Raw genomic sequence first — 19,190 nt, 5'->3', positions numbered from 1 at the left:
TATCGGGTGAGCGGGGAGCTTTCGCTCAGTGGACGTGCACCGGCTCCCACTCGGGAAACAGGTCCGGCCCGGTCGCCTCACCCAGGCAGCCGTCCAGGGCCTTCAGGAGTGCTTCCCCCGCCAGATCGACGCCGATGAACACCAGCTCCTGCCGCGGTTGCGCGGCCACCCCGTGCGGCTCGAACCGGGCCACCGCGCCGGCCTGCGACCACAGCCCGGTCACCCCGGGCCGGGACGCCAGCGCGAAGAACCCCTTGGACCGCAACACGGTCCCGAACTCGCCCGAGTCCAGCCGCCGCGTCACGAAGTCCCACAGCGCCACCGGGTCGAACGCCCGTGACGCTCGGAAGACGACGCTGGAGATCCCGTACTCCTCGGTCTCCGGCACGTGGTCGCCGTTCAGCTCGGCCACCCACCCCGGCGCCTCCTGGGCCCGCTCGGCGTCGTAGCGGCCGGTGCGGAAGACCCGGTCGAGCGGCACCTTCCCGAAGCTGCCGGTGACGACGTCCGCGGCGGGGTTGAGCCGCCGCAGCGTCGCCACCAGGCGGTCGACGTCCGGGACGAGGTCGGTCTTGTTGAGCAGCAGGACGTCGGCGAACTCGACCTGGTCGACCAGCAGGTCGCTGACCGTCCGTTCGTCACCCTCGTACTGGTCGAGCCGGCGCTCCACGAGGGAGTCGCCGGCCGCCAGCTCGCGGGTGAAGTTCGCCGCGTCCACCACCGTGACCATCGTGTCGAGGTGGGCGACGGCGTCCAGGAAGGTGAACGTCGCCGCCACCGGCATCGGCTCGGAGATCCCGCTCGACTCGATCAGCACGTGGTCGAAGCGGCCGTCCGAGCAGAGCGCGGCCACCTCTTCGAGGAGGTCCTCCCGCAGGGTGCAGCAGATGCACCCGTTGGTCAGCTCGACGAGGCGCTCCTGCGAGCGCACGAGCGCCGCGTCGATGTTGACCTCGCTCATGTCGTTGACGATCACCGCGACCCGCAGGCCCACCCGGTTGGCGAGGATGTGGTTGAGCAGCGTCGTCTTGCCCGCGCCGAGGAAGCCGGACAGCACCGTGACCGGGACGGTCACGAGTGGAAGTGCCGCATCAGCCGGCGCGGAACCAGCTGGACCTCGCCGTCGACCTTGATCGGCACCAGGTCCGGCACCGCCGCCTTCCACTGCGCCCGCCGGGACCGCGTGTTGCTGCGCGACTTCTTCCGCTTGGGGACGGCCATCAGCGCGTCCCCCGCTTCCCGTAGCGGCGGTGGAACTTCTCGACCTGGCCGGCGCTGTCCATGATCCGCTGGGTGCCCGTCCAGAACGGGTGCGACCACGAGCTGATGTCGACCTGCACGAGCGGGTAGGTCACGCCGTCGGACCACTCGATCGTCTTGTCGGAGGTGATGGTGGAGCGGGTCAGGAACGCGTCGCCGGTCGACGAGTCCTTGAACACCACGGGGTGGTAATCGGGGTGGATTCCGGTCTTCACTGGTCTTCCTTTCGGTTCGCCGCGGTCGCGTCGTGCCGCGCCGGGTCGGGCTCGGTGTCCTCGCACGGTTCTTCGTGCCAGTCGCCGAACGGGTCGGGGTAGCGCGCCCACGCTTCGGGTCCTGCCGCGAGTTCCTCTTCGGTCAGTAGAGCGCCGCGCAGGGCCGAGTCGATCTCGTCGGGCGTTGTCTGGTCCGTCACCACGACGAGCTCCTGCGCGCGGTCGCCGTGCAGCGGGTGCCAGCGCAGCGACGCCAGCGTGCGGCGCTCGGGCGAGACGTCCGTCCACTCCGGACCGTCCGGCGCGGCGAGCCACGGCCCGGCGTGGCCGATGCCGAGGCCGCCGCCGGCCGACTCGATCCAGAACGCGACGTCGGGCTGGCTCGCCACCCAAGCGCGGCCGCGGGTCCGGACGACGCCGTCGAGCAGGACGTCCAGGGCGTCGTGCAGGCGCTCGGGGTGGAACGGCCGCTGCGCGGTGAAGGTGACCAGCCCGATGCCGCAGTCGACGTGCACCGGCGGCTCGCCGCGCAGGAGAGCGCCGTGCATGTCGGTGACCTCGCCGCGGCGGGCGTCCGGCGGTACGGCGTCGAGCACGCTGTGCCCGTCGATCCGGCCCAGCTCGACCCGGGGCACCGACGGCGCGACCCGGTCGAGGACTGCCGACGCCTTCGCCGCGGTCCACGCGTCGGGCGCCGCCCCGGCCAGCACCAGGACGTCGGCGAACTCGACCTGCGAGAGCGCGACCTGCGCGACCGTGCGTTCGTCCTCCGGGCTGGCCTGCAGGTTCCGCTCGGCGAGGACGTCGTCGCCGGTCGCGTCGGCGAGGAAGGCCGCGCAGTCGACGACGGTGAGCACCGCGCGCAGGTCGACGTCGTCGCTCACCGGGTGGTCGCCGACCAGGACGGAGCGGATCGCCCAGCTCACCGGCTCCGGCTCCATGGCCTCGTCGAGCCGGACGACGATCCGGCGGACTTGCGGCAGCCGGGCCAGGTGCCGAAGCAGGGGGAGCAGGTCTTCGCGCAGCGTGCAGGACACGCAGCCGTGCGCCAGTTCGAGCACGGTCAGCTGGTCGCGCTGCTCGAGCCGGAGCCGGCGGCGGACGACGCCGGAGTGGATCTCGCGCAGGTCGTGGTGGACGACGGCGGTGCCGGGCGCGGCGCCGCGCAGCAGCTCGGCCAGTTCGGCGTTCGGGCCCGGGGCGAGGCCGCTCACGAGGACGAGCGGGACGCGGGGGTCAGGGGTCACGAGAGCTCCAGGAATACGGGCGGGGTACGGTGCGTAGAGTAGATGAAAACGACAACCACTATCAACTCAGGAGGTCTCGTGTCCGCCGTGTGCCAGGTCACCGGCCGCAAGCCGGGCTACGGCAAGCAGGTCTCGCACTCGCACCGCCGCACGTCCCGGCGCTGGGAGCCGAACCTGCAGAACCGCCGGTACTTCGTGCCGGGCGAGGGGCGCTGGGTACGCCTGCGCGTCTCCGCCAAGGGCATGAAGACGATCGACAAGCGGGGCATCGAGGCCGTCGTGGCCGAACTGAAGGCAAGGGGAGTGAAGCTGTAATGGCGAAGAGCACCGACGTCCGCCCGGTCATCAAGCTGCGGTCCACCGCGGGCACCGGCTACACATACGTCACGAAGAAGAACCGGCGGAACGATCCCGACCGGATGGTCCTGCGCAAGTACGACCCGGTCGCGCGCGAGCACGTCGAGTTCAAGGAAGAGCGCTGATGGCCAAGAAGTCCAAGATCGCGAAGAACGAGCAGCGGAAGGTGGTCGCGGCGCGGTACGTCGCCCGGCGCCGCGAGCTCAAGGCCGTCATCGCGTCGCCGGCGTCGTCGCCGGGTGAGAAGGCCGAGGCGGTCGTCGCGCTGCAGAAGCTGCCGCGCGACGCGAGCCCGACCCGCATCCGCAACCGCGACGCCGCCGACGGGCGTCCGCGCGGGTACCTGCGGAAGTTCGGGTTGTCGCGGGTCAAGGTGCGCCAGGCCGCGCACCGGGGCGAGCTGCCCGGCGTCACGAAGTCGAGCTGGTGAGCCGGGTGCCGAAGCCGAACCGGGACCGCCCGGCCAAGCGCAAGGTGAACCTGTTGCGCGCCAACAAGGTCACCCACGTCGACTGGAAGGACGTCGAGCTGCTGCGGAAGTTCATCTCCGACCGGGGCAAGATCCGCGCCCGCCGCGTGACGGGGTTGACCCCGCAGCAGCAGAAGCAGGTCGCGACGGCGATCAAGAACGCCCGCGAGATGGCCCTGCTGCCGTACCCGGCGTCGGGGCGCACGAGCTGACGGCGTCACGCCACCCGGAGGTTCTCCGGGTGGCGTGACCCACGCTGGGCTGGCGCGTGGGTGAACCGTCAATAAACTCCCGCCCATGGACGACCCGCACTACCTTTCCGGCCTCCAGCTCACCGGCCGCCGCGTTGTCATGTTCGGCGGCGGCAGCGTGGCCCAGCGGCGGCTGCCCCGGCTGATCAGCGCGGGGGCGCGCATCGAGCTGGTGTCTCCGCACACGACGCCGTCGGTGCAGGGGATGGTGGACGCGGGCGAGCTCGTCTGGCACGAGCGCGGTTACGCCGAGGGTGACCTGAAGGACGCTTGGTACGCCCTGGCCTGCACGAACGACCCCGGCGTCAACGCGGCGATCTGCGCCGAGGCCGAGCGCGAGCGCGTGTTCTGCGTCCGCGCCGACGAGGGTGAGTCCGGCTCCGCGGTGACCCCGGCGTCCGGGCGGCACGGTGGTCTCCTGTTCGGGGTCCTGTCCGGCGGCGAGCCGCTGCGGTCGGCGGCGGTGCGCGACTCGATGCTCGACGGCCTGCACAACGGCACGATCGAAGACGGCCGGCAGCCGCACCCCGAGGGCACCCTGCCCGGGGTGGCCCTGGTCGGCGGCGGCCCGGGCGACCCGGAGCTGATCACGGTCCGCGGCCGCCGGCTGCTCTCGCGCGCCGACGTCGTCGTGGTCGACCGGCTGGGGCCGCGCGAGCTGCTCGACGAGCTCGCGCCAGAGGTCGAGGTCGTGGACGCGGCCAAGATCCCCTACGGCCGCGCGGCCAGCCAGGACGTCATCAACCAGACGCTGATCGAGAAGGCCAAGGAGGGCAAGTTCGTGGTCCGCCTCAAGGGCGGCGACCCGTACCTGTTCGGCCGCGGCTTCGAAGAGGTGCTGGCCTGCGCCGAGGCGGGCGTCCCGGTGACGATGGTCCCGGGCATCACGAGCGCGTTCGCGGTCCCGGCGGTGGCGGACGTCCCGGTGACCCACCGCGGCGTGGCGCACGAGGTGGTGGTGGTCTCCGGCCACGTCGCCCCGGGCGACGACCGGTCCCTGGTGGACTGGGAGCTGCTGGCCCGCATGCGCGGCACGATCGTGCTGATGATGGGCGTGGAGCGGCTGCCGCAGTTCGCGAAGGCCCTGCTGGACGGCGGCCGCCCGGCGGACACCCCGGTGGCGATCATCGAGGACGGCACGATGCGCACCCAGCGGACGCTGCGGTCCACATTGGACACGGTGGTCACGGACGCGGCGGCCTCGGGGGTGCGGCCCCCGGCGATCATCGTGATCGGCCCGGTGGCGGGCCTGGCGCCGGTTCAGTCCTCGTAGCAGCTCGCGGCGAAGTCGCGGATCGCGTCGGACAGGCGGGTCGGGTCCAGCCTCAGCTCGACCGGGCTGCGCGCCTGGACGAACTCCGCCTCCGGCATGTCCACGGCCAACGTGTCCGCGTCGCCGAAGGGGTGGATCGGGTCGCCCTGGTGGCCGATCACCAGCGCCCGCGTCGTGATCTTGCGGCGCACCGACTTCGGCGGCGCGATCCGGCCGAAGAGCACCCCGTGCAGCAACGCCGCCATCGGGGCGGGGCGCTGCGAGAGCGTGTCCGTCACGACGTCGACCCACTGGTTGCCGTGCGGGACCAGGGACGCCACCAGCGCCACCGCCTGGACCGTCACCGGCAGGAACCGGGCCGCCATCAGCAGCGGCGCGAACGTGATCAGCCCCGCCACGATCGCGTTGTCCAGCACCGGCATCTCGACGATCAGCCCGCGCACCCGCGACGCATCCTGCACCGCGACCTCCAGCGAGACGTTCGCACCCAGGGACGTCCCGCCGATGACCGCCGACGAGACCTCGAGGTGGTCCAGCAGCGCCAGGGTCTGCTCCGCGAACGACGGCATCGAGTAGAGCCACGACTCGGTCGGCCGGTCGGAGTCGCCGTGGCCGAGGAGGTCGAGCGTGACCACCCGGAACCCGGCGCGGGCCAGCCGGCGCGCGAGGGGCGCGTGCATCCGGCGGGTCAGCATGATGCCGTGGGTGAGCACGACGACGCGGTCGCCGCTGCCGAACTCCGTGTACCAGAGCCGGTGCCCCTCGTGCTCGAACGAGCCGGTCAGCTCGATCGGGCGGGACGCCCGCCGGACGGGCGTGGAAGGGGGTTCGGGTTCGATCGCGGTCGCGCTGCTGGCCGGGCTCATGTCCCACCGTCCTCCCCGGGTCCTGGTGCACCTCTGTTCAGGAAAGCATCCCCTGACCACGTTGGCACGGTGACACTCGCGTCAATTGACAGCGTGCCAATGGCGGGTCGTCGCGGGCATGGGTCAAGATGACCCCATGACCGCTACTGCTGACAGCTTGCCCGACCTCGTCTCGCTGAAGGTCGACGTCGCCGGCCCCGTGGCCGAAGTGACGCTCCTCGGCCCGTCGAAGGGCAACGCGATGGGCCCGGACTTCTGGCGCGAGCTGCCCCTGGTGTTCCGCGCGCTGGACGCGGACCCGCAGGTCAGGGCCGTCGTGCTGACGGGCAGCGGCAAGAATTTCTCCTACGGCCTCGACCTGCCCGCGATGATGGGCGACTGGGCGCCGATGCTCGGCGGCGACAACCTCGCCGGCCCGCGGACGGCCTTCCTCGACCAGGTCCGGTCGCTGCAGGCGGCGGTCAGCTCGATCGCGGAATGCCGCAAACCGGTCGTAGCGGCCGTTTCGGGCTGGTGCATCGGCGGCGGGGTCGACGTCGTCGCGGCCGCGGACATCCGCCTGGCCAGCGCGGACGCCAAGTTCAGCGTCCGCGAGGTGCGCGTCGCCATCGTGGCCGACCTCGGCAGCCTCCAGCGGCTCGCCTCGATCGTCGGCGAGGGGCACCTGCGGGAGCTCGCGCTGACCGGCAAGGACATCGACGCCGCACGCGCCGAGAAGATCGGCCTCGTCAACGACGTCCACCCCGACCAGGAGGCGCTGCTCGAGGCGGCGCGGGAACTCGCCGGGGCGATCGCTGCGAACCCGCCGCTCGTGGTGCAGGGTACGAAGCAGGTACTGGCGACGAACACCGAGCGCCAGGTCGCCGACGGCCTCCGGTACGTCGCGGCGTGGAACTCGGCGTTCCTGCCCAGCAAGGACCTCGGCGAGGCGGTCCAGGCGTTCATGGAGCGTCGCGCGCCGGAGTTCACGGGCGAATGACGGAGGAGGCACTGTGACCGCTTCGGAAGTCCACCACGCGTTCCGCGTCGCGCGGGACTACCTGCTGACCCACCGCGAGGACTACGAGACCGCCTACCGCGACTTCGCCTGGCCGTCGCTCGACGAGTTCAACTGGGCGATCGACTGGTTCGACGTCGTCGCCCACGACCCGGACAACGCCGAGCGGTACGCGCTGTGGATCGTCGAAGAGGACGGCACCGAGAACCGCTGGACCTACCCGGAGATGTCCGGCCGGTCCAACCAGGTCGCCAACTGGCTGCGGGGTCTCGGCGTCCGCCGCGGCGACCGGCTGATCCTCATGCTGGGCAACCAGGGTGAGCTGTGGGAGACCATCCTCGCCGCGATCAAGCTCGGCGCGGTGATCATCCCGGCGTCGACGCTGCTCGGGCCGGCCGACCTGACCGACCGCGTGGAGCGCGGCGCGGCCAAGCACGTCGTGGTCCGGTCGGTGGACGCGCCGAAGTTCGCGGACGTCGGAGGCGACTACACGCGGATCGCCGTCGGGGAGCCCGTCGAGGGCTGGCAGCAGTACTCGGCCGCCTTCGCGGAGTCCCCGGAGTTCACCCCGGACGGCCCGACGCAGGCCGGCGACCCGCTGTTGCTGTACTTCACCTCCGGCACGACGGCGAAGCCGAAGCTGGTGCAGCACACGCACGTGTCGTACCCGGTCGGCCACCTGTCCACGATGTACTGGATCGGGCTGGAACCGGGCGACGTCCACCTGAACATCTCCTCGCCCGGCTGGGCGAAGCACGCGTGGAGCAACTTCTTCGCTCCCTTCAACGCCGAAGCGACGGTGTTCCTCTACAACTACAACCGCTTCGACGCGGGTGCGCTGATGGCCCAGATGGACCGCTGCGGCGTCAGCAGCTTCTGCGCGCCGCCCACGGTGTGGCGGATGCTCATCCAAGCCGACCTGACCGCGCTGAAGACGCCGCCGAAGAAGGTCGTCGGCGCGGGGGAGCCGCTCAACCCCGAAGTGATCGAACAGGTCCGGAAGTCGTGGGGCGTCACCATCCGCGACGGCTTCGGCCAGACCGAGAGCAGCGTCCAGATCGCGAACACGCCGGGCCAGGACGTCGTGCCCGGCTCGATGGGCCGCCCGCTGCCCGGGTTCGTGGTGGCGCTGGTCGACCCGGTCAGCGGCGAACGCGCGTCCGAGGGCGAGATCTGCCTCGACCTGCAGCACCGGCCGGTCGGCCTGATGACCGGCTACGCCGACGACGACGAGCGCACGGCGGCGGCCTTCGCGAACGGCTTCTACCACACCGGTGACGTCGGTTCGATCGACGAACGCGGCTACATCACCTACGTCGGGCGCACGGACGACGTGTTCAAGGCGTCGGACTACCGGATCTCGCCGTTCGAGCTGGAGAGCGTGCTGATCGAGCACGAGGCCGTGGCGGAGGCCGCGGTGGTCCCGGCTCCCGACCCGATCCGGCTCGCGGTGCCCAAGGCCTACGTCGTGCTGGCTTCGGGGCACGAACCGACCGCGGAGACGGCGAGGGCGATCCTCGCGTACTGCCGCGAGCACCTGGCGCCCTACAAGCGCATCCGGCGGCTCGAGTTCGCGGAGCTGCCGAAGACGATCTCGGGCAAGATCCGCCGCGTCGAGCTGCGGGGCCGCGAGAACGACCCGAAGCGCGCCGCGGGCACCGAGTTCCGCGAAGAGGACTTCCCGGACCTCAAAGGCTGAGCCGCTCGTCAGGCGCGGGTGCCCTCGACCTGGCGGCCGTCTTCGGTGGAGCAGACGGTCACCGGGTCGTTCGGGCCGCTGCCGCACGTCCACTCGTCGAGGACGACCGGACCCGGGCCGTCGGCGGAGGCCGCCTCGGCCGGGGTCAGCTTCGCGAAGTAGTCCTTGAGCAGCTGGGTCGCCGCGGCGCAGTCGACCTTGCCGTGCGCGACGACGGTCGTCTTCGCGCCGCCCGTGCCGGTGACGTCGCCGCAAGGCACGCCGGGGGCCGTCGACCCGGCCGCCGCGGCCGCGGCGGGGACCGGCGCGGGCTCGCCGGAGGACGGCGCGGCGGGCGCCGGGTCACCGCCGCCGCAGCCGGCCAGGACGGCGGTCGCGGCGACGAGCAGCAGGGGGTAGGCGAGTGTCTTCATGGGCCCTTCAGGAGCGGGAACGGTCGACAGGGGTCACTCGGAGGGCACGACGGCGGCGAACACCGTCTGCTCGCCCTTGGTGCAGGTGGTGCCGCCTTGGGCGGCCGGCGGCCCGGACGTGCACAGCCAGCCGTCGACGGTCTCGTTCACCGCGTCGTTCGACCCGGCGCCCTGGCGCCCGGCGATCTTGCGGTGGAAGTCGCCGACGAGCTTCGTCGCGGCGGCGCAGCTGACGCCGGCCGAGCCGCTGTCGAACACGTAGAGCGTCAGCCCGCTGGCGGCGGTCACCGTGCCGCAGGACCCGGGCACCGACGGCGGCGCGCCGGCCGGCTTCGTCACCGGTGCGGGCGCGGACGAGCTGCCGTCGGCGGGTGGTGGCGGGGGAGCGGTCGTCGAGGACGACGGAGCCGCCGAAGTCGTGACGGCCGCGGACGACGGCGGCGCCGGCGCGGCGGGCTCGGCGGAGCAGGCCGCGAGCGCGGGCACGGCGAGGCAGGCGGCGAGCAACGGCCGCCACGTCCTCGTGGTGGTCGGGTGGGGCACCGCGATCGTTCCTCCCCGGTCAGGCTGGCCCGGTCATTCTGGCCCACCGGGCCGGGGCATCGTGGGCCGACTCGCCCACAGGTGTGCGGCAGATTACTCCAGCCGGGTGGCGGCGCGGTCCGGTGGCCGCCGGAAGAATGTCCACAATGGACGGTTAACATTCCGTTCACGCTCCGAAACCTCACGCTGCCATCAAGAATCGATCGGTCTAATTCCGGCCGCGTCGGTTAACAATCCGGCCCCGCGCGCCGAAGATCTTGGTGGAGGCCGAAGAGCTTCCCGTCCCCGACGCCCGTCCCGAGCCCGTGAGAGCGATGAACGCCGACGCTGTGACCAGCCCCGAACCCAGCACCGACGAGACCACCGGCCCGGCTGGCCCGCCCACCGTCCCCAGCAGCGTCGTCTGGTGCTGCGGCCGCCCGTACGTCCTGGAGGCGCGCCCCGGCCGCGCCCGCTGGATGGGCACCGACTACCGGGGCCGCCCCGAGGCGCTGAGCAGCGCCGAACTGCAGCGGCGCGGCTGGAGCCACCGCCGCGCGTGCTGACTACGCTGGCCGGGTGAGCACCGCCGCACCCGAACCCGCCGCTCAGGCGAGCGCCGCCGAGCCGTCCCTGCTGAAGCAGGCGTTCAACGTCCCCAACATGCTGTCGCTGCTGCGGCTCGCCGGCGTCCCGGTGTTCCTGTGGCTGCTGCTGGGGCCGGAGGAGGACGGCTGGGCGCTCGCGCTGCTGGTGTTCAGCGCGCTGACCGACTGGCTCGACGGCAAGCTGGCCCGCTGGCTCAACCAGATGTCCCGGCTGGGCCAGCTCCTCGACCCGGCGGCCGACCGGCTCTACATCCTCGCGACGCTGATCGCGTTCCTGGTCCGCGGCATCATCCCCTGGTGGGTCGTGGTGCCGCTGGTGCTGCGCGAAGCGGTGCTGGGGGTGTGCGTGGTGGTGCTGCGCCGCCGCGGCTTCGCCCCGCCGGAGGTGACCTACATCGGCAAGGGCGCGACGTTCGTGCTGATGTACGCGTTCCCGTGCCTGCTGCTCGCCCAGGGCGGCTCGGACATCGCGGCGGTGGCGCGGCCGGTCGGCTACGCGTTCACCATCTGGGGCGCGGTCCTGTACGTGTGGTCCGGTGTCCTTTACGTGGTCCAGGCGCGCAACGCCCTGCGCGGCGCCGCGTCTCCGGAGGGCTGAGCGCCACCGCATCCCGCGCACGCCGGCTCGTCCCCGCGCCACGGCCCGCCCGCCCGCGCCGGCTCATCCCGCGCCACGCCACGGCCCGACCGCCCGCCCGCGCGCTGCCGGGCGGTCTGGTTCCGGCCTGCTGTGGACGGGCTTCCCGGGCGCGGCGGCTCGTTCCGCCGGCTCGGCCGGTTGTCGTGTGGCCGGGTGGGCCCGTGCCTCGATCGCCCGGGCCCGCCCCCGGCGCCCCGGTGCCGGCCTGCCGGCGCGGCGATCTCCCCGGGGCGCCGCCCATCCCCGCCGGCCGATCCCACGACTGAGCGCGACGTTTTCCCGGCCCGTGCCGGGCGGCTGCGCCGTGTGGGTGTAAGACTTCGCGCAGCACGTTTCGCCAGTGAGGGCATGAAAGGGGACCGGCGGTGTCCGCTCCTGAAGAGCTTCGCTACACCGAGGAACACGAGTGGGTCGCCACCCGCGGCGAGGACACCCTCGTCCGCATCGGCATCACCGAGTACGCGCAGGACCAGCTCGGCGACGTCGTCTTCGTCGACCTGCCCGAGGTCGGCCGCCAGGTGAGCGCGGGCGACGTCTTCGGCGAGGTCGAGTCGACCAAGAGCGTTTCCGAGCTGTTCGCGCCGGTCGACGGCGAGGTCGTGGCCGTGAACGACGCCGTCGCCGACTCGCCGGAGCTGATCAACAGCGACCCCTACGGCGAGGGCTGGCTGATCGAGATCCGGCTCGACGACCCGGCGGGCCTGGAAGCCCTGCTCGAAGCCGAGGCGTACGACGCCCTGACCAAGGGCTGAAGCCCGCTCCCACCCGGTCGGACCAGCACTGCGCCGGTTCGGGGAGCCGGGGCTCGGAGAATCGATCAGGCACGGTACGTTGGCAGCTACACGTTCTTGAGTACTAGGCAACACAGCATGTGTGGAGGAGAGCTCAGGTGAGCACGAACGACGGGCCCGGCGGCGTTCCCCCGGAGCAGTCTCCGGAGCGGACCTCTGTCTTCCGGGCCGACTTCCTGGCCGAAGCCGAAGGCCACGAGTCCGCCCCGGCCGCGGAAGCACCGGTCCAGGGCGTCGACGCCCTGCCGCCGGGTTCCGCCCTGCTGGTCGTGAAGCGCGGGCCCAACGCGGGTTCGCGCTTCTTGCTCGACCGCGACACCACCAGCGCCGGACGGCACCCGGACAGCGACATCTTCCTGGACGACGTCACGGTCTCCCGCCGGCACGCCGAATTCCGGCGTGAGGGCGGCGAGTTCGTCGTCATCGACGTCGGCAGCCTCAACGGCACCTACGTCAACCGCGAGCCGGTCGACCAGGCCGTCCTCGCGGGTGGCGACGAGGTGCAGATCGGCAAGTTCCGCCTGGTCTTCCTGACCGGCCCGGGTCACGGGGGCCAGGGGGCGCAGTGACGGCGGCCGGGCGGCCACAGAACCACGGGTTGAGCATCGGGGCGGTCCTCGCGCAGCTGCGCGGGGACTTCCCCGATGTCACCATCTCCAAGATCCGGTTCCTCGAAGCGGAAGGCCTGGTCACCCCGGGCCGGACGCCTTCGGGCTACCGGCAGTTCGCCGCGGCGGACGTGGAGCGCCTGCGGTTCGTCCTGGCCGCCCAGCGGGACCACTACCTCCCGTTGAAGGTCATCAAGGAGCAGCTGGACGCGGCGGACTCGGGAGCCGAGCCCGCCGCGGCCCTGCCCCGCCCGCCGCGCCGGCTGGTGCCGATCGACGCCCCGGCGGAGAACGTCGGCCTGCCCGTGGCGGAGGACTTCGCCACCGGCAAGGAGCTGCGCCTGACCCAGGAGGAGCTCCTGGAGCAGTCCGGCATCGACGCCGCCACGCTGACCGAGCTGCAGCAGTACGGCTTGGTCCGGCCGGGCACCGCCGGGTTCTTCGACCCGGACGCGGTGCTGGTCGCGCGGACGGTGAAGGCGATGACCGAATTCGGTATCGAGCCGAGACACCTGCGTGCCTTCCGCGCCGCGGCCGACCGCGAGGTCGGGTTGCTGGAGCAGATCGTGACCCCGGTGTATCGGCACCGTGACCCGGAAGCGAAGTCCAGGGCCGACGAGGTGGTCCGGGAGGTCGCGGCACTGTCCGTGACCCTCCACACGCTCCTCGTCAAGGCGGGAATCCGCGGCGTCACGGGGTGTTGATCCGTAACGGGGCGGTGAGATCCTCTTTGCGGTCCCATGTCAATGACTGAATGTTCGGTGCCGCATGCCGTACCGTGAAGGCAAGGGTTTGCGGCAGGCGAACCGAGATAGTCTCGACAGCGAGCACAGTGCGGGGATGACGGGTAGCGTCGGCAGTGACGGCGCCCGGCCGAACCAGCGCCTGCGCCCGCGTGCACGAGAGGGAGGCGAAGCCCGATGAGCGAAATGCGCGTCGTCGGTGTGCGGGTCGAGCTGCCCGCGAATCAGCCGATCTTGTTGCTGCGGGAGACCGAGGGTGAACGGTACCTGCCGATCTGGATCGGCTCGGTCGAAGCGACCGCCATCGCCTTGGAGCAACAGGGAGTCCGGCCGGCTCGTCCGCTCACGCATGACCTGCTGAAAGAGGTCATCGGGGCGCTCGGCCGGGAGCTGGAGCAGGTCGTCATCACCGACCTCAAGGAAGGCACGTTCTTCGCGGAACTGGTCTTCGACGGCGACATCCGGGTGTCCGCCCGGCCGAGCGACTCGGTCGCGCTGGCCCTGCGGATCGGCGTCCCCATCCACGCCGTGGACGCGGTGCTGGAAGAGGCGGGCCTGATCATCCCGGACGAGCAGGAGGACGAGGTCGAGAAGTTCCGCGAGTTCCTCGACTCCGTGTCGCCCGAAGACTTCCGGGGTGCGGACACGTGAGCACTTGCCTTGACGCGGACGTCAACGTCTAGCGTCGGGGGCATGCGGATCGGAGAGCTTGCGCAGCGCACGGGTGTCACCACCCGTGCGCTGCGTTTTTACGAGGCCCAGGGTCTCCTGGCGGCCCGTCGCGCGGCCAACGGCTATCGCGAGTACGACGAGGAAGACCTGCAGCTGGTCAAGGAGATCCAGACCTTGCAGACGGTCGGCCTGACCCTCGAGGAGACCCGCCCGTTCGTCGAGTGCCTGCGCAGCGGCCACGAAACCGGCGACTCCTGCCTGAGCTCCATCGAGGTCTACCGCCGCAAGCTCGAAGAAGCCGACGCGCTTCTCGCGCGGCTCGGCGGCATCCGCGGCGAACTGGCCGCGAAGCTCGCCGGCGCGCTCGCCCGGCAGGCGCCCGATCCGTGTGTCGTGCCCACGTCCCCGCGCCCGTGAAGGAGCCCGTCATGTCCGAAAACACCACAGTCAGCGAAGTCACCGACGCCACGTTCGCGGAGGTCGTCGGCAGCGACGTCCCCGTGTTGGTCGAGTTCTGGGCCACCTGGTGCGGCCCCTGCCGGATGGTCGGGCCGGTGCTGGAGCAGCTGGCCACCGAGCGGGCCGGGAAGCTTGCCGTCCGCAAGATCAACGCCGACGAGAACCCCGAGACCACCCGCTCCTACCAGGTCATGTCCCTGCCGACGATGATCCTCTTCCGCGGCGGCGAGCCGGTCGAGACGATCGTCGGCGCGTTCCCCAAGGCCCGCATCGAAGACCGCCTCGACCGGGCGCTCACGGCGCCGTCGCTTTGACGAAGGTGTCCGCCACCTCGCGGCCGTAGTTCTCCAGGTCGAGCGCCGGGTCGGCCGCGTACGCCGCGGCCACCCCGTCGATCGCCTGCGCGACGGACATCGCCATCACCTCGGGCGTGAACGGCCCGAACACCCCTTCGGCTTGCCCTTGCTTCAGCTGCCGGGCGAGGCCGTGCACGCGCATGTCGTCGACCAGCACCTTCGTCATCGACCAGCCGTCGGCGTCGTCCGCGTTGGCCGACAGCTCGGTCAGCACGCGGACGCACTCGGGGTACGCGCGCAGGAACGCGATCGACGTCTCGATGTGGGCCCGCAGGTAGCCGGCCCGGTCGGCCGGGTCGAGCCCGCCGCCGGTGCGCTCCTTGAGGAACTCGTTCTTCGTCTCGACCACCGTGCTGAGCACGGCCTGCATCAGGCCGGCCTTGTTCGTGAAGTGGTAGGAGATCAGCCGGGTGCTGCTGAGCCCGGCGCGTTCCTTGATCTTGGCGAACGTCGTCTTGCGGTACCCGAGGTCGGCGAGGACGCCGATGGTCGCCCCGATGATCTGGGCGCGGCGGGCCGCCTCGGTGCCGCTGAGCCCCAGCTCCGCCATGAGGTCGGTGTTTACTTGCATGAGTAAAAAGTTACTCGGCTGAGTAAAACGGCGCAAGAGGTTTGAACCACGGCTCCCGGGGTACGGCGAACGGTGCAAAGGCTCAGCCGACCGTTGAGGCTTGCCGCGCGTCGCGTTGACCGGCACTGTCCGGGCGCTTACCGTCGAAGGAGGTAAATCGCCACGGTGTGATTCACGGTCTGGGGCCGGACCGTGGCGGTTGATCTCCGGCGGGTCCCGCTCCTGGGACCGTCCGGCTGTCATTCGCCGGCCACCAGGTCGGGCGAGGGGAGGCTTGCGTGGTCGAGGCTGGTTCCGAGAAGCAGCCTGTTGAGGTCGCGGCTGGCGAGCAGGGTGAACTGTTCCCCGACGACTCGCTGCCGGACGAGCTGGTGGGCTACCGCGGCCCGGCCGCGTGCCAGATCGCCGGGATCACCTACCGCCAGCTCGACTACTGGGCCCGGACGAAGCTGGTCGCACCCAGCATCCGCACCGCTCACGGCTCCGGCTCGCAGCGGCTGTACTCGTTCAAGGACATCCTGGTCCTCAAGGTCGTCAAGCGGCTGCTGGACACCGGGGTCTCCCTGCAGAACATCCGCGTCGCCGTCGACCACCTGCGCGTCCGCGGGGTCCGCGACCTCGCGCGCGTGACGCTGTTCTCCGACGGCACCACCGTCTACGAGTGCACCTCGCCGGAGGAGATCGTCGATCTGCTCCAGGGCGGCCAGGGCGTCTTCGGCATCGCGGTCAGCGGCGCCATGCAGGAAATCAGCGGCACCATCCACGAGTTCCCGGCCGAACGCGCCGACGGCGGCGTCGTCGAGACCCACCAGCCGGACGAGCTGACCCAGCGCCGCAACGCCCGCCGGACCGGGTGATCACCGCTGCGGCGGACGGAGTAAGGTCATCCGTGCGGTCGACGAATCCGCGCGGGAGAGTCCGAGCCTCATATTGAGCTCGGCGCCGAAGGAGCAAGTCCTCCCCGGAACCTCTCAGGCACCCTGGACCGCGCGGACGAGACGCCTCTGGAAAGCGGGTCGTCAGGACACAACCTGATGGCCCCGCCGACGGTGCAAGCCCGGCTCAACCTCGGGCGAAACTCTCAGGCGCCCCTCGGGGTACGGACAGAGTGGGGAGGGCCAGGACAGCGAAGTCCGGGCCCAACCCCGCCGTCCCCAGGAGGCCTCCGTGGAACCGTCACTCGCCTCCCTGGAACAGGGACTTCCCTTCGCCGACCGGCACATCGGGCCCGGGCCCGCCGAACTCCGCCGGATCCTCGACGTCATCGGCGTCGCTTCTCTCGACGAGCTCTCCGAGCGTGCCGTTCCCGAGTCGCTCCGGCGGTCCGCGCAGCCGCTCGAACTGCCGCCCGCCGCCACCGAGGCCCAGGCACTCGCCGAGCTCCGCGCGCTCGCCGGCCGCAACCGGCCCATGGCGCAGATGATCGGCCTCGGCTACCACGACACCGTCACCCCGCCCGTCATCCGGCGGAACGTGCTCGAGAACCCCGCCTGGTACACCGCCTACACGCCCTACCAGCCGGAAATCTCCCAAGGCCGGCTCGAAGCGCTGCTCAACTTCCAGACCATGGTCTCGGACCTGACCGGCCTGCCGGTCGCCAACGCCTCGATGCTCGACGAAGCCACCGCGGCCGCCGAGGCCATGACGCTCGTGCGCCGGGCGGGCAAGGCGTCCTCGAACCGGTTCGTCGTCGACCAGGACACCCTCCCGCAGACCCTCGCCGTGCTCCGGACCCGCGCCGAACCGCTCGGCATCGACCTGGTCGTCGAAGATCTTTCCCAGGGGCTGACCGGCCTCGGGCTCGGCGGCGACTTCTTCGGCATCCTGCTGGCGTACCCCGGCGCGTCCGGCGCGGTGCGCGAGCTCGACCTGACGATCGCCGACGCGAAGAAGCACGGCGCCGCCGTCATCGTCGCCGCCGACCCGCTCGCCCTGACCCTGCTGCGGCCGCCCGGCGAGCTCGGCGCAGACGTCGCCGTCGGGTCGACGCAGCGCTTCGGCGTCCCGCTCGGCTTCGGCGGCCCGCACGCCGCCTACCTCGCCGTCCGCAAGGGCCTCGAGCGGCAGCTGCCGGGCCGGCTGGTCGGCGTCTCGAAGGACGCCGACGGCGCACCCGCGTACCGGCTCGCCCTGCAGACCCGCGAGCAGCACATCCGCCGCGAGAAGGCGACGTCGAACATCTGCACCGCCCAGGTCCTGCTCGCGGTGATGGCGTCGATGTACGCCGTGTACCACGGCCCCGACGGGCTGCGCGGGATCGCGCTGCGCGCCCACCGGATGGCCACCGTGCTCGCCGCCGGCCTCGCCGAGGGCGGCGTCGACGTCGTGCACGGCGAATTCTTCGACACCGTGACCGCGGCGGTGCCCGGGCGCGCCGACACGGTCGTCGAGGCGGCCCGCGACCTCGGCGTCAACCTCCGGCGCGTCGACGACGACCACGTCGGCGTCGCCTGCGACGAGACGACGACCCGGGACCGGCTTTCCCGCGTGTGGAAGGCGTTCGGCGTCTCGGTGTCCGATGTGGACGGTCTCGACGCGGATACCGCGCACGCGCTCCCGGCGCCGCTGCGGCGCACGAGCGACTTCCTCACCCACCCGGTGTTCCACGCCCACCGCTCGGAAACCGCGCTGCTGCGCTACCTGCGGCAGCTGGCCGACAAGGACGTCGCGCTCGACCGGAGCATGATCCCGCTCGGCTCGTGCACCATGAAGCTCAACGCCACCGCGGAGATGGAGCCGATCACCTGGCCGGAGTTCGCCGGGCTGCACCCGTTCGCCCCCGCCGAGGACGCCGCCGGCCTCCTGGAGGTGGTCGCCGACCTGGGCGCGTGGCTCGCGCGGATCACCGGCTACGACACGGTTTCCCTGCAGCCCAACGCGGGCAGCCAAGGCGAGTTCGCCGGGCTGCTGGCCATCCGCGCCTACCACCGGTCGCGCGGTGAGGGCGAGCGGGACGTCTGCCTGATCCCGGCGAGCGCGCACGGCACGAACGCGGCGAGCGCGGTGATGGCCGGCATGCGGGTGGTCGTCGTCCGCTGCGACGACGACGGCAACATCGACCTCGGCCACCTGCGGTCCACTGTGGACGACCACCGCGCGGACCTGGCGGCCATCATGATCACCTACCCGTCGACGCACGGGGTCTACGAGGACACCGTCGGCGAGGTGTGCGCGCTGGTGCACGACGCGGGCGGGCAGGTGTACGTCGACGGCGCCAACCTCAACGCGCTGATCGGCGTGGCCCAGTACGGCCGCTTCGGCGCCGACGTCTCGCACCTCAACCTGCACAAGACGTTCTGCATCCCGCACGGCGGCGGCGGACCCGGCGTCGGGCCGATCGGGGTCCGCGCGCACCTGGCGCCGTTCCTGCCGAACCACCCGCTGCAGCCGGCGGCCGGCCCGGTGACCGGGGTCGGGCCGGTCAGCGCGGCGCCGTGGGGGAGCGCGTCGATCCTGCCGATCTCGTGGGCGTACGTCCGGATGATGGGCGCGGAAGGCCTGCGTCGCGCGACACTCGCGGCGGTTGCGAACGCCAACTACGTCGCTCGCCGCCTGGGGGACCACTTCCCGGTGCTGTACGCGGGCCACGGCGGGCTCGTCGCGCACGAGTGCATCCTCGACCTGCGGCCGCTGACGAAGGCGACCGGCGTGACGGTCGACGACGTGGCCAAGCGCCTCGCGGACTACGGCCTCCACGCGCCGACGATGTCGTTCCCGGTGGCGGGCACGCTGATGGTGGAGCCGACCGAGAGCGAAGACCTGGCCGAGCTGGACCGCTTCTGCGACGCGATGATCGCGATCCGCGCGGAGATCGACCGGGTCGCGGCGGGGGAGTGGGCGCTGGCGGAGTCCCCGCTGCGCCAGGCCCCGCACACGGCCCGCTGCGTCGCGGGCGAGTGGGACCGGCCGTACAGCCGGGAGGCAGCGGTGTTCCCGGCGGGCCCGGCGGCGGCGAAGATCTGGCCCCCGGTCCGCCGCATCGACGGCGCGGCCGGCGACCGCAACCTGATCTGCTCCTGCCCGCCCCCGGAAGCCTTCGCCTGACTCACGACCCCGGGGCGCGAGCGGCGAGGTGGACCATCGGCTCGGTCCGGTTCGTCAGGTCCGGCTTGCGGTAGGCCTGCAGCAGGTGCATCTGGACCGTCCGCGGCTGATGCCCCGCCGGTGGACGAT

At 71.8% G+C, this 19,190-nt stretch carries 25 protein-coding genes and 1 riboswitch; of the genes, 17 read left to right on the top strand and 8 right to left on the bottom strand.

The window, feature by feature from the left end; all coding sequences use genetic code 11:
* Window positions 1-25: 25 nt before the first annotated feature.
* The 4 genes from ACIRSS_RS46170 to mrf are packed head-to-tail and all read right to left on the bottom strand — an operon-like array spanning window position 26 to window position 2,722.
* Window positions 26-1,075 (bottom strand): GTP-binding protein, encoded by a 1,050-nt coding sequence (locus tag ACIRSS_RS46170; protein WP_400907589.1) that lies wholly within the window; start codon window positions 1,073-1,075, stop codon window positions 26-28.
* A complete protein-coding gene (gene rpmF, locus ACIRSS_RS46165; RefSeq protein ID WP_400907586.1) occupies window positions 1,072-1,221 on the bottom strand; it encodes a 50S ribosomal protein L32 in 150 nt (49 codons plus the stop codon). The genes ACIRSS_RS46170 and rpmF overlap by 4 nt, the downstream gene beginning before the upstream one ends.
* Window positions 1,221-1,475, bottom strand: coding sequence for a type B 50S ribosomal protein L31 (locus ACIRSS_RS46160; RefSeq protein ID WP_400907584.1), 255 nt, complete (start codon window positions 1,473-1,475; stop codon window positions 1,221-1,223). Before ACIRSS_RS46160 ends, rpmF begins: the two co-directional genes overlap by 1 nt.
* Complete coding sequence (gene mrf / locus ACIRSS_RS46155) at window positions 1,472-2,722, bottom strand: ribosome hibernation factor-recruiting GTPase MRF (RefSeq protein WP_400907583.1); 1,251 nt, start codon at window positions 2,720-2,722, stop codon at window positions 1,472-1,474. The genes ACIRSS_RS46160 and mrf overlap by 4 nt, the downstream gene beginning before the upstream one ends.
* Window positions 2,723-2,800: 78 nt before the next feature.
* Between mrf and rpmB the strand changes: the two genes are divergently transcribed.
* From rpmB to cobA, 5 genes are all read left to right on the top strand, one after another.
* The gene (gene rpmB / locus ACIRSS_RS46150) at window positions 2,801-3,037 is read left to right on the top strand and encodes a 50S ribosomal protein L28 (protein ID WP_364379642.1); all 237 of its coding nucleotides are present in this window, start codon (window positions 2,801-2,803) and stop codon (window positions 3,035-3,037) included.
* Window positions 3,037-3,204 carry a 50S ribosomal protein L33 gene (gene rpmG / locus ACIRSS_RS46145; protein ID WP_285996476.1) on the top strand — a complete coding sequence of 56 codons (168 nt, stop codon included), beginning with the start codon at window positions 3,037-3,039 and terminating at the stop codon, window positions 3,202-3,204. Before rpmB ends, rpmG begins: the two co-directional genes overlap by 1 nt.
* The gene (gene rpsN / locus ACIRSS_RS46140; RefSeq protein WP_400907580.1) at window positions 3,204-3,509 is read left to right on the top strand and encodes a 30S ribosomal protein S14; all 306 of its coding nucleotides are present in this window, start codon (window positions 3,204-3,206) and stop codon (window positions 3,507-3,509) included. The genes rpmG and rpsN overlap by 1 nt, the downstream gene beginning before the upstream one ends.
* The gene (gene rpsR / locus ACIRSS_RS46135; protein WP_400907577.1) at window positions 3,506-3,760 is read left to right on the top strand and encodes a 30S ribosomal protein S18; all 255 of its coding nucleotides are present in this window, start codon (window positions 3,506-3,508) and stop codon (window positions 3,758-3,760) included. The genes rpsN and rpsR overlap by 4 nt, the downstream gene beginning before the upstream one ends.
* 85 nt (window positions 3,761-3,845) lie before the next feature.
* On the top strand, window positions 3,846-5,072 hold the full coding sequence (gene cobA, locus ACIRSS_RS46130) for a uroporphyrinogen-III C-methyltransferase (protein ID WP_400907574.1): 1,227 nt from the start codon (window positions 3,846-3,848) through the stop codon (window positions 5,070-5,072).
* On the opposite strand, the gene ACIRSS_RS46125 is transcribed toward cobA, so the two are convergent.
* The gene (locus ACIRSS_RS46125) at window positions 5,060-5,938 is read right to left on the bottom strand and encodes an alpha/beta fold hydrolase (protein ID WP_400907572.1); all 879 of its coding nucleotides are present in this window, start codon (window positions 5,936-5,938) and stop codon (window positions 5,060-5,062) included. The genes cobA and ACIRSS_RS46125 overlap by 13 nt on opposite strands.
* Before the next feature lie 136 nt (window positions 5,939-6,074).
* Here ACIRSS_RS46125 and ACIRSS_RS46120 point away from each other — a divergent pair, with 136 nt between their 5' ends.
* The gene (locus ACIRSS_RS46120) at window positions 6,075-6,917 is read left to right on the top strand and encodes a crotonase/enoyl-CoA hydratase family protein (RefSeq protein ID WP_400907569.1); all 843 of its coding nucleotides are present in this window, start codon (window positions 6,075-6,077) and stop codon (window positions 6,915-6,917) included.
* 13 nt (window positions 6,918-6,930) lie between these two features.
* A complete protein-coding gene (locus ACIRSS_RS46115) occupies window positions 6,931-8,634 on the top strand; it encodes an AMP-binding protein (protein WP_400907566.1) in 1,704 nt (567 codons plus the stop codon).
* Between the two features lie 8 nt (window positions 8,635-8,642).
* Here ACIRSS_RS46115 and ACIRSS_RS46110 read toward each other — a convergent pair whose 3' ends face one another.
* Both ACIRSS_RS46110 and ACIRSS_RS46105 read right to left on the bottom strand, forming a co-directional pair.
* Window positions 8,643-9,047, bottom strand: coding sequence for a hypothetical protein (locus ACIRSS_RS46110; protein ID WP_400907563.1), 405 nt, complete (start codon window positions 9,045-9,047; stop codon window positions 8,643-8,645).
* 33 nt (window positions 9,048-9,080) lie between these two features.
* Window positions 9,081-9,590 (bottom strand): hypothetical protein, encoded by a 510-nt coding sequence (locus ACIRSS_RS46105; RefSeq protein WP_400907560.1) that lies wholly within the window; start codon window positions 9,588-9,590, stop codon window positions 9,081-9,083.
* A 314-nt stretch (window positions 9,591-9,904) separates the two neighbouring features.
* On the opposite strand from ACIRSS_RS46105, the gene ACIRSS_RS46100 reads away from it, so the two are divergent.
* From ACIRSS_RS46100 to trxA, 8 genes are all read left to right on the top strand, one after another.
* On the top strand, window positions 9,905-10,135 hold the full coding sequence (locus ACIRSS_RS46100) for a hypothetical protein (protein ID WP_400907557.1): 231 nt from the start codon (window positions 9,905-9,907) through the stop codon (window positions 10,133-10,135).
* A gap of 13 nt (window positions 10,136-10,148) precedes the next feature.
* Window positions 10,149-10,775: a CDP-alcohol phosphatidyltransferase family protein gene (locus ACIRSS_RS46095; RefSeq protein ID WP_400907554.1), complete on the top strand. Its 627-nt coding sequence runs from the start codon at window positions 10,149-10,151 to the stop codon at window positions 10,773-10,775.
* Between the two features lie 407 nt (window positions 10,776-11,182).
* Entirely contained in the window at window positions 11,183-11,569 is a 387-nt protein-coding gene (gcvH, locus tag ACIRSS_RS46090; RefSeq protein ID WP_086679382.1) for a glycine cleavage system protein GcvH, read from the top strand.
* 137 nt (window positions 11,570-11,706) lie between these two features.
* Complete coding sequence (gene garA, locus ACIRSS_RS46085; protein ID WP_072478754.1) at window positions 11,707-12,177, top strand: glycogen accumulation regulator GarA; 471 nt, start codon at window positions 11,707-11,709, stop codon at window positions 12,175-12,177.
* A complete protein-coding gene (locus tag ACIRSS_RS46080) occupies window positions 12,174-12,920 on the top strand; it encodes a MerR family transcriptional regulator (protein ID WP_400907550.1) in 747 nt (248 codons plus the stop codon). The genes garA and ACIRSS_RS46080 overlap by 4 nt, the downstream gene beginning before the upstream one ends.
* A gap of 216 nt (window positions 12,921-13,136) precedes the next feature.
* Window positions 13,137-13,610, top strand: a complete 474-nt coding sequence (locus tag ACIRSS_RS46075; RefSeq protein ID WP_009078856.1) for a bifunctional nuclease family protein — start codon at window positions 13,137-13,139, stop codon at window positions 13,608-13,610.
* 42 nt (window positions 13,611-13,652) lie between these two features.
* Window positions 13,653-14,048: a MerR family transcriptional regulator gene (locus ACIRSS_RS46070; RefSeq protein WP_400907547.1), complete on the top strand. Its 396-nt coding sequence runs from the start codon at window positions 13,653-13,655 to the stop codon at window positions 14,046-14,048.
* Window positions 14,049-14,059: 11 nt separating this feature from the next.
* Window positions 14,060-14,404 carry a thioredoxin gene (gene trxA, locus ACIRSS_RS46065; RefSeq protein ID WP_400907545.1) on the top strand — a complete coding sequence of 115 codons (345 nt, stop codon included), beginning with the start codon at window positions 14,060-14,062 and terminating at the stop codon, window positions 14,402-14,404.
* Here trxA and ACIRSS_RS46060 read toward each other — a convergent pair.
* Complete coding sequence (locus ACIRSS_RS46060; protein WP_400907543.1) at window positions 14,385-15,017, bottom strand: TetR/AcrR family transcriptional regulator; 633 nt, start codon at window positions 15,015-15,017, stop codon at window positions 14,385-14,387. The two genes, trxA and ACIRSS_RS46060, sit on opposite strands and share 20 nt — an antisense overlap.
* Before the next feature lie 278 nt (window positions 15,018-15,295).
* Here ACIRSS_RS46060 and ACIRSS_RS46055 point away from each other — a divergent pair, with 278 nt between their 5' ends.
* Both ACIRSS_RS46055 and gcvP read left to right on the top strand, forming a co-directional pair.
* Complete coding sequence (locus ACIRSS_RS46055; RefSeq protein WP_400907540.1) at window positions 15,296-15,874, top strand: MerR family transcriptional regulator; 579 nt, start codon at window positions 15,296-15,298, stop codon at window positions 15,872-15,874.
* A gap of 42 nt (window positions 15,875-15,916) precedes the next feature.
* Window positions 15,917-16,015, top strand: a riboswitch (glycine riboswitch).
* A 169-nt stretch (window positions 16,016-16,184) separates the two neighbouring features.
* Window positions 16,185-19,061: an aminomethyl-transferring glycine dehydrogenase gene (gene gcvP / locus ACIRSS_RS46050; RefSeq protein WP_400907538.1), complete on the top strand. Its 2,877-nt coding sequence runs from the start codon at window positions 16,185-16,187 to the stop codon at window positions 19,059-19,061.
* Window positions 19,062-19,190: the final 129 nt, after the last annotated feature.

The organism is Amycolatopsis sp. NPDC101161 (genome assembly GCF_044768185.1).
GTDB lineage: Bacteria > Actinomycetota > Actinomycetes > Mycobacteriales > Pseudonocardiaceae > Amycolatopsis.
Note: the sequence above shows the minus strand (reverse complement) of the source record. Positions and strands in the feature narration are given on the sequence as shown.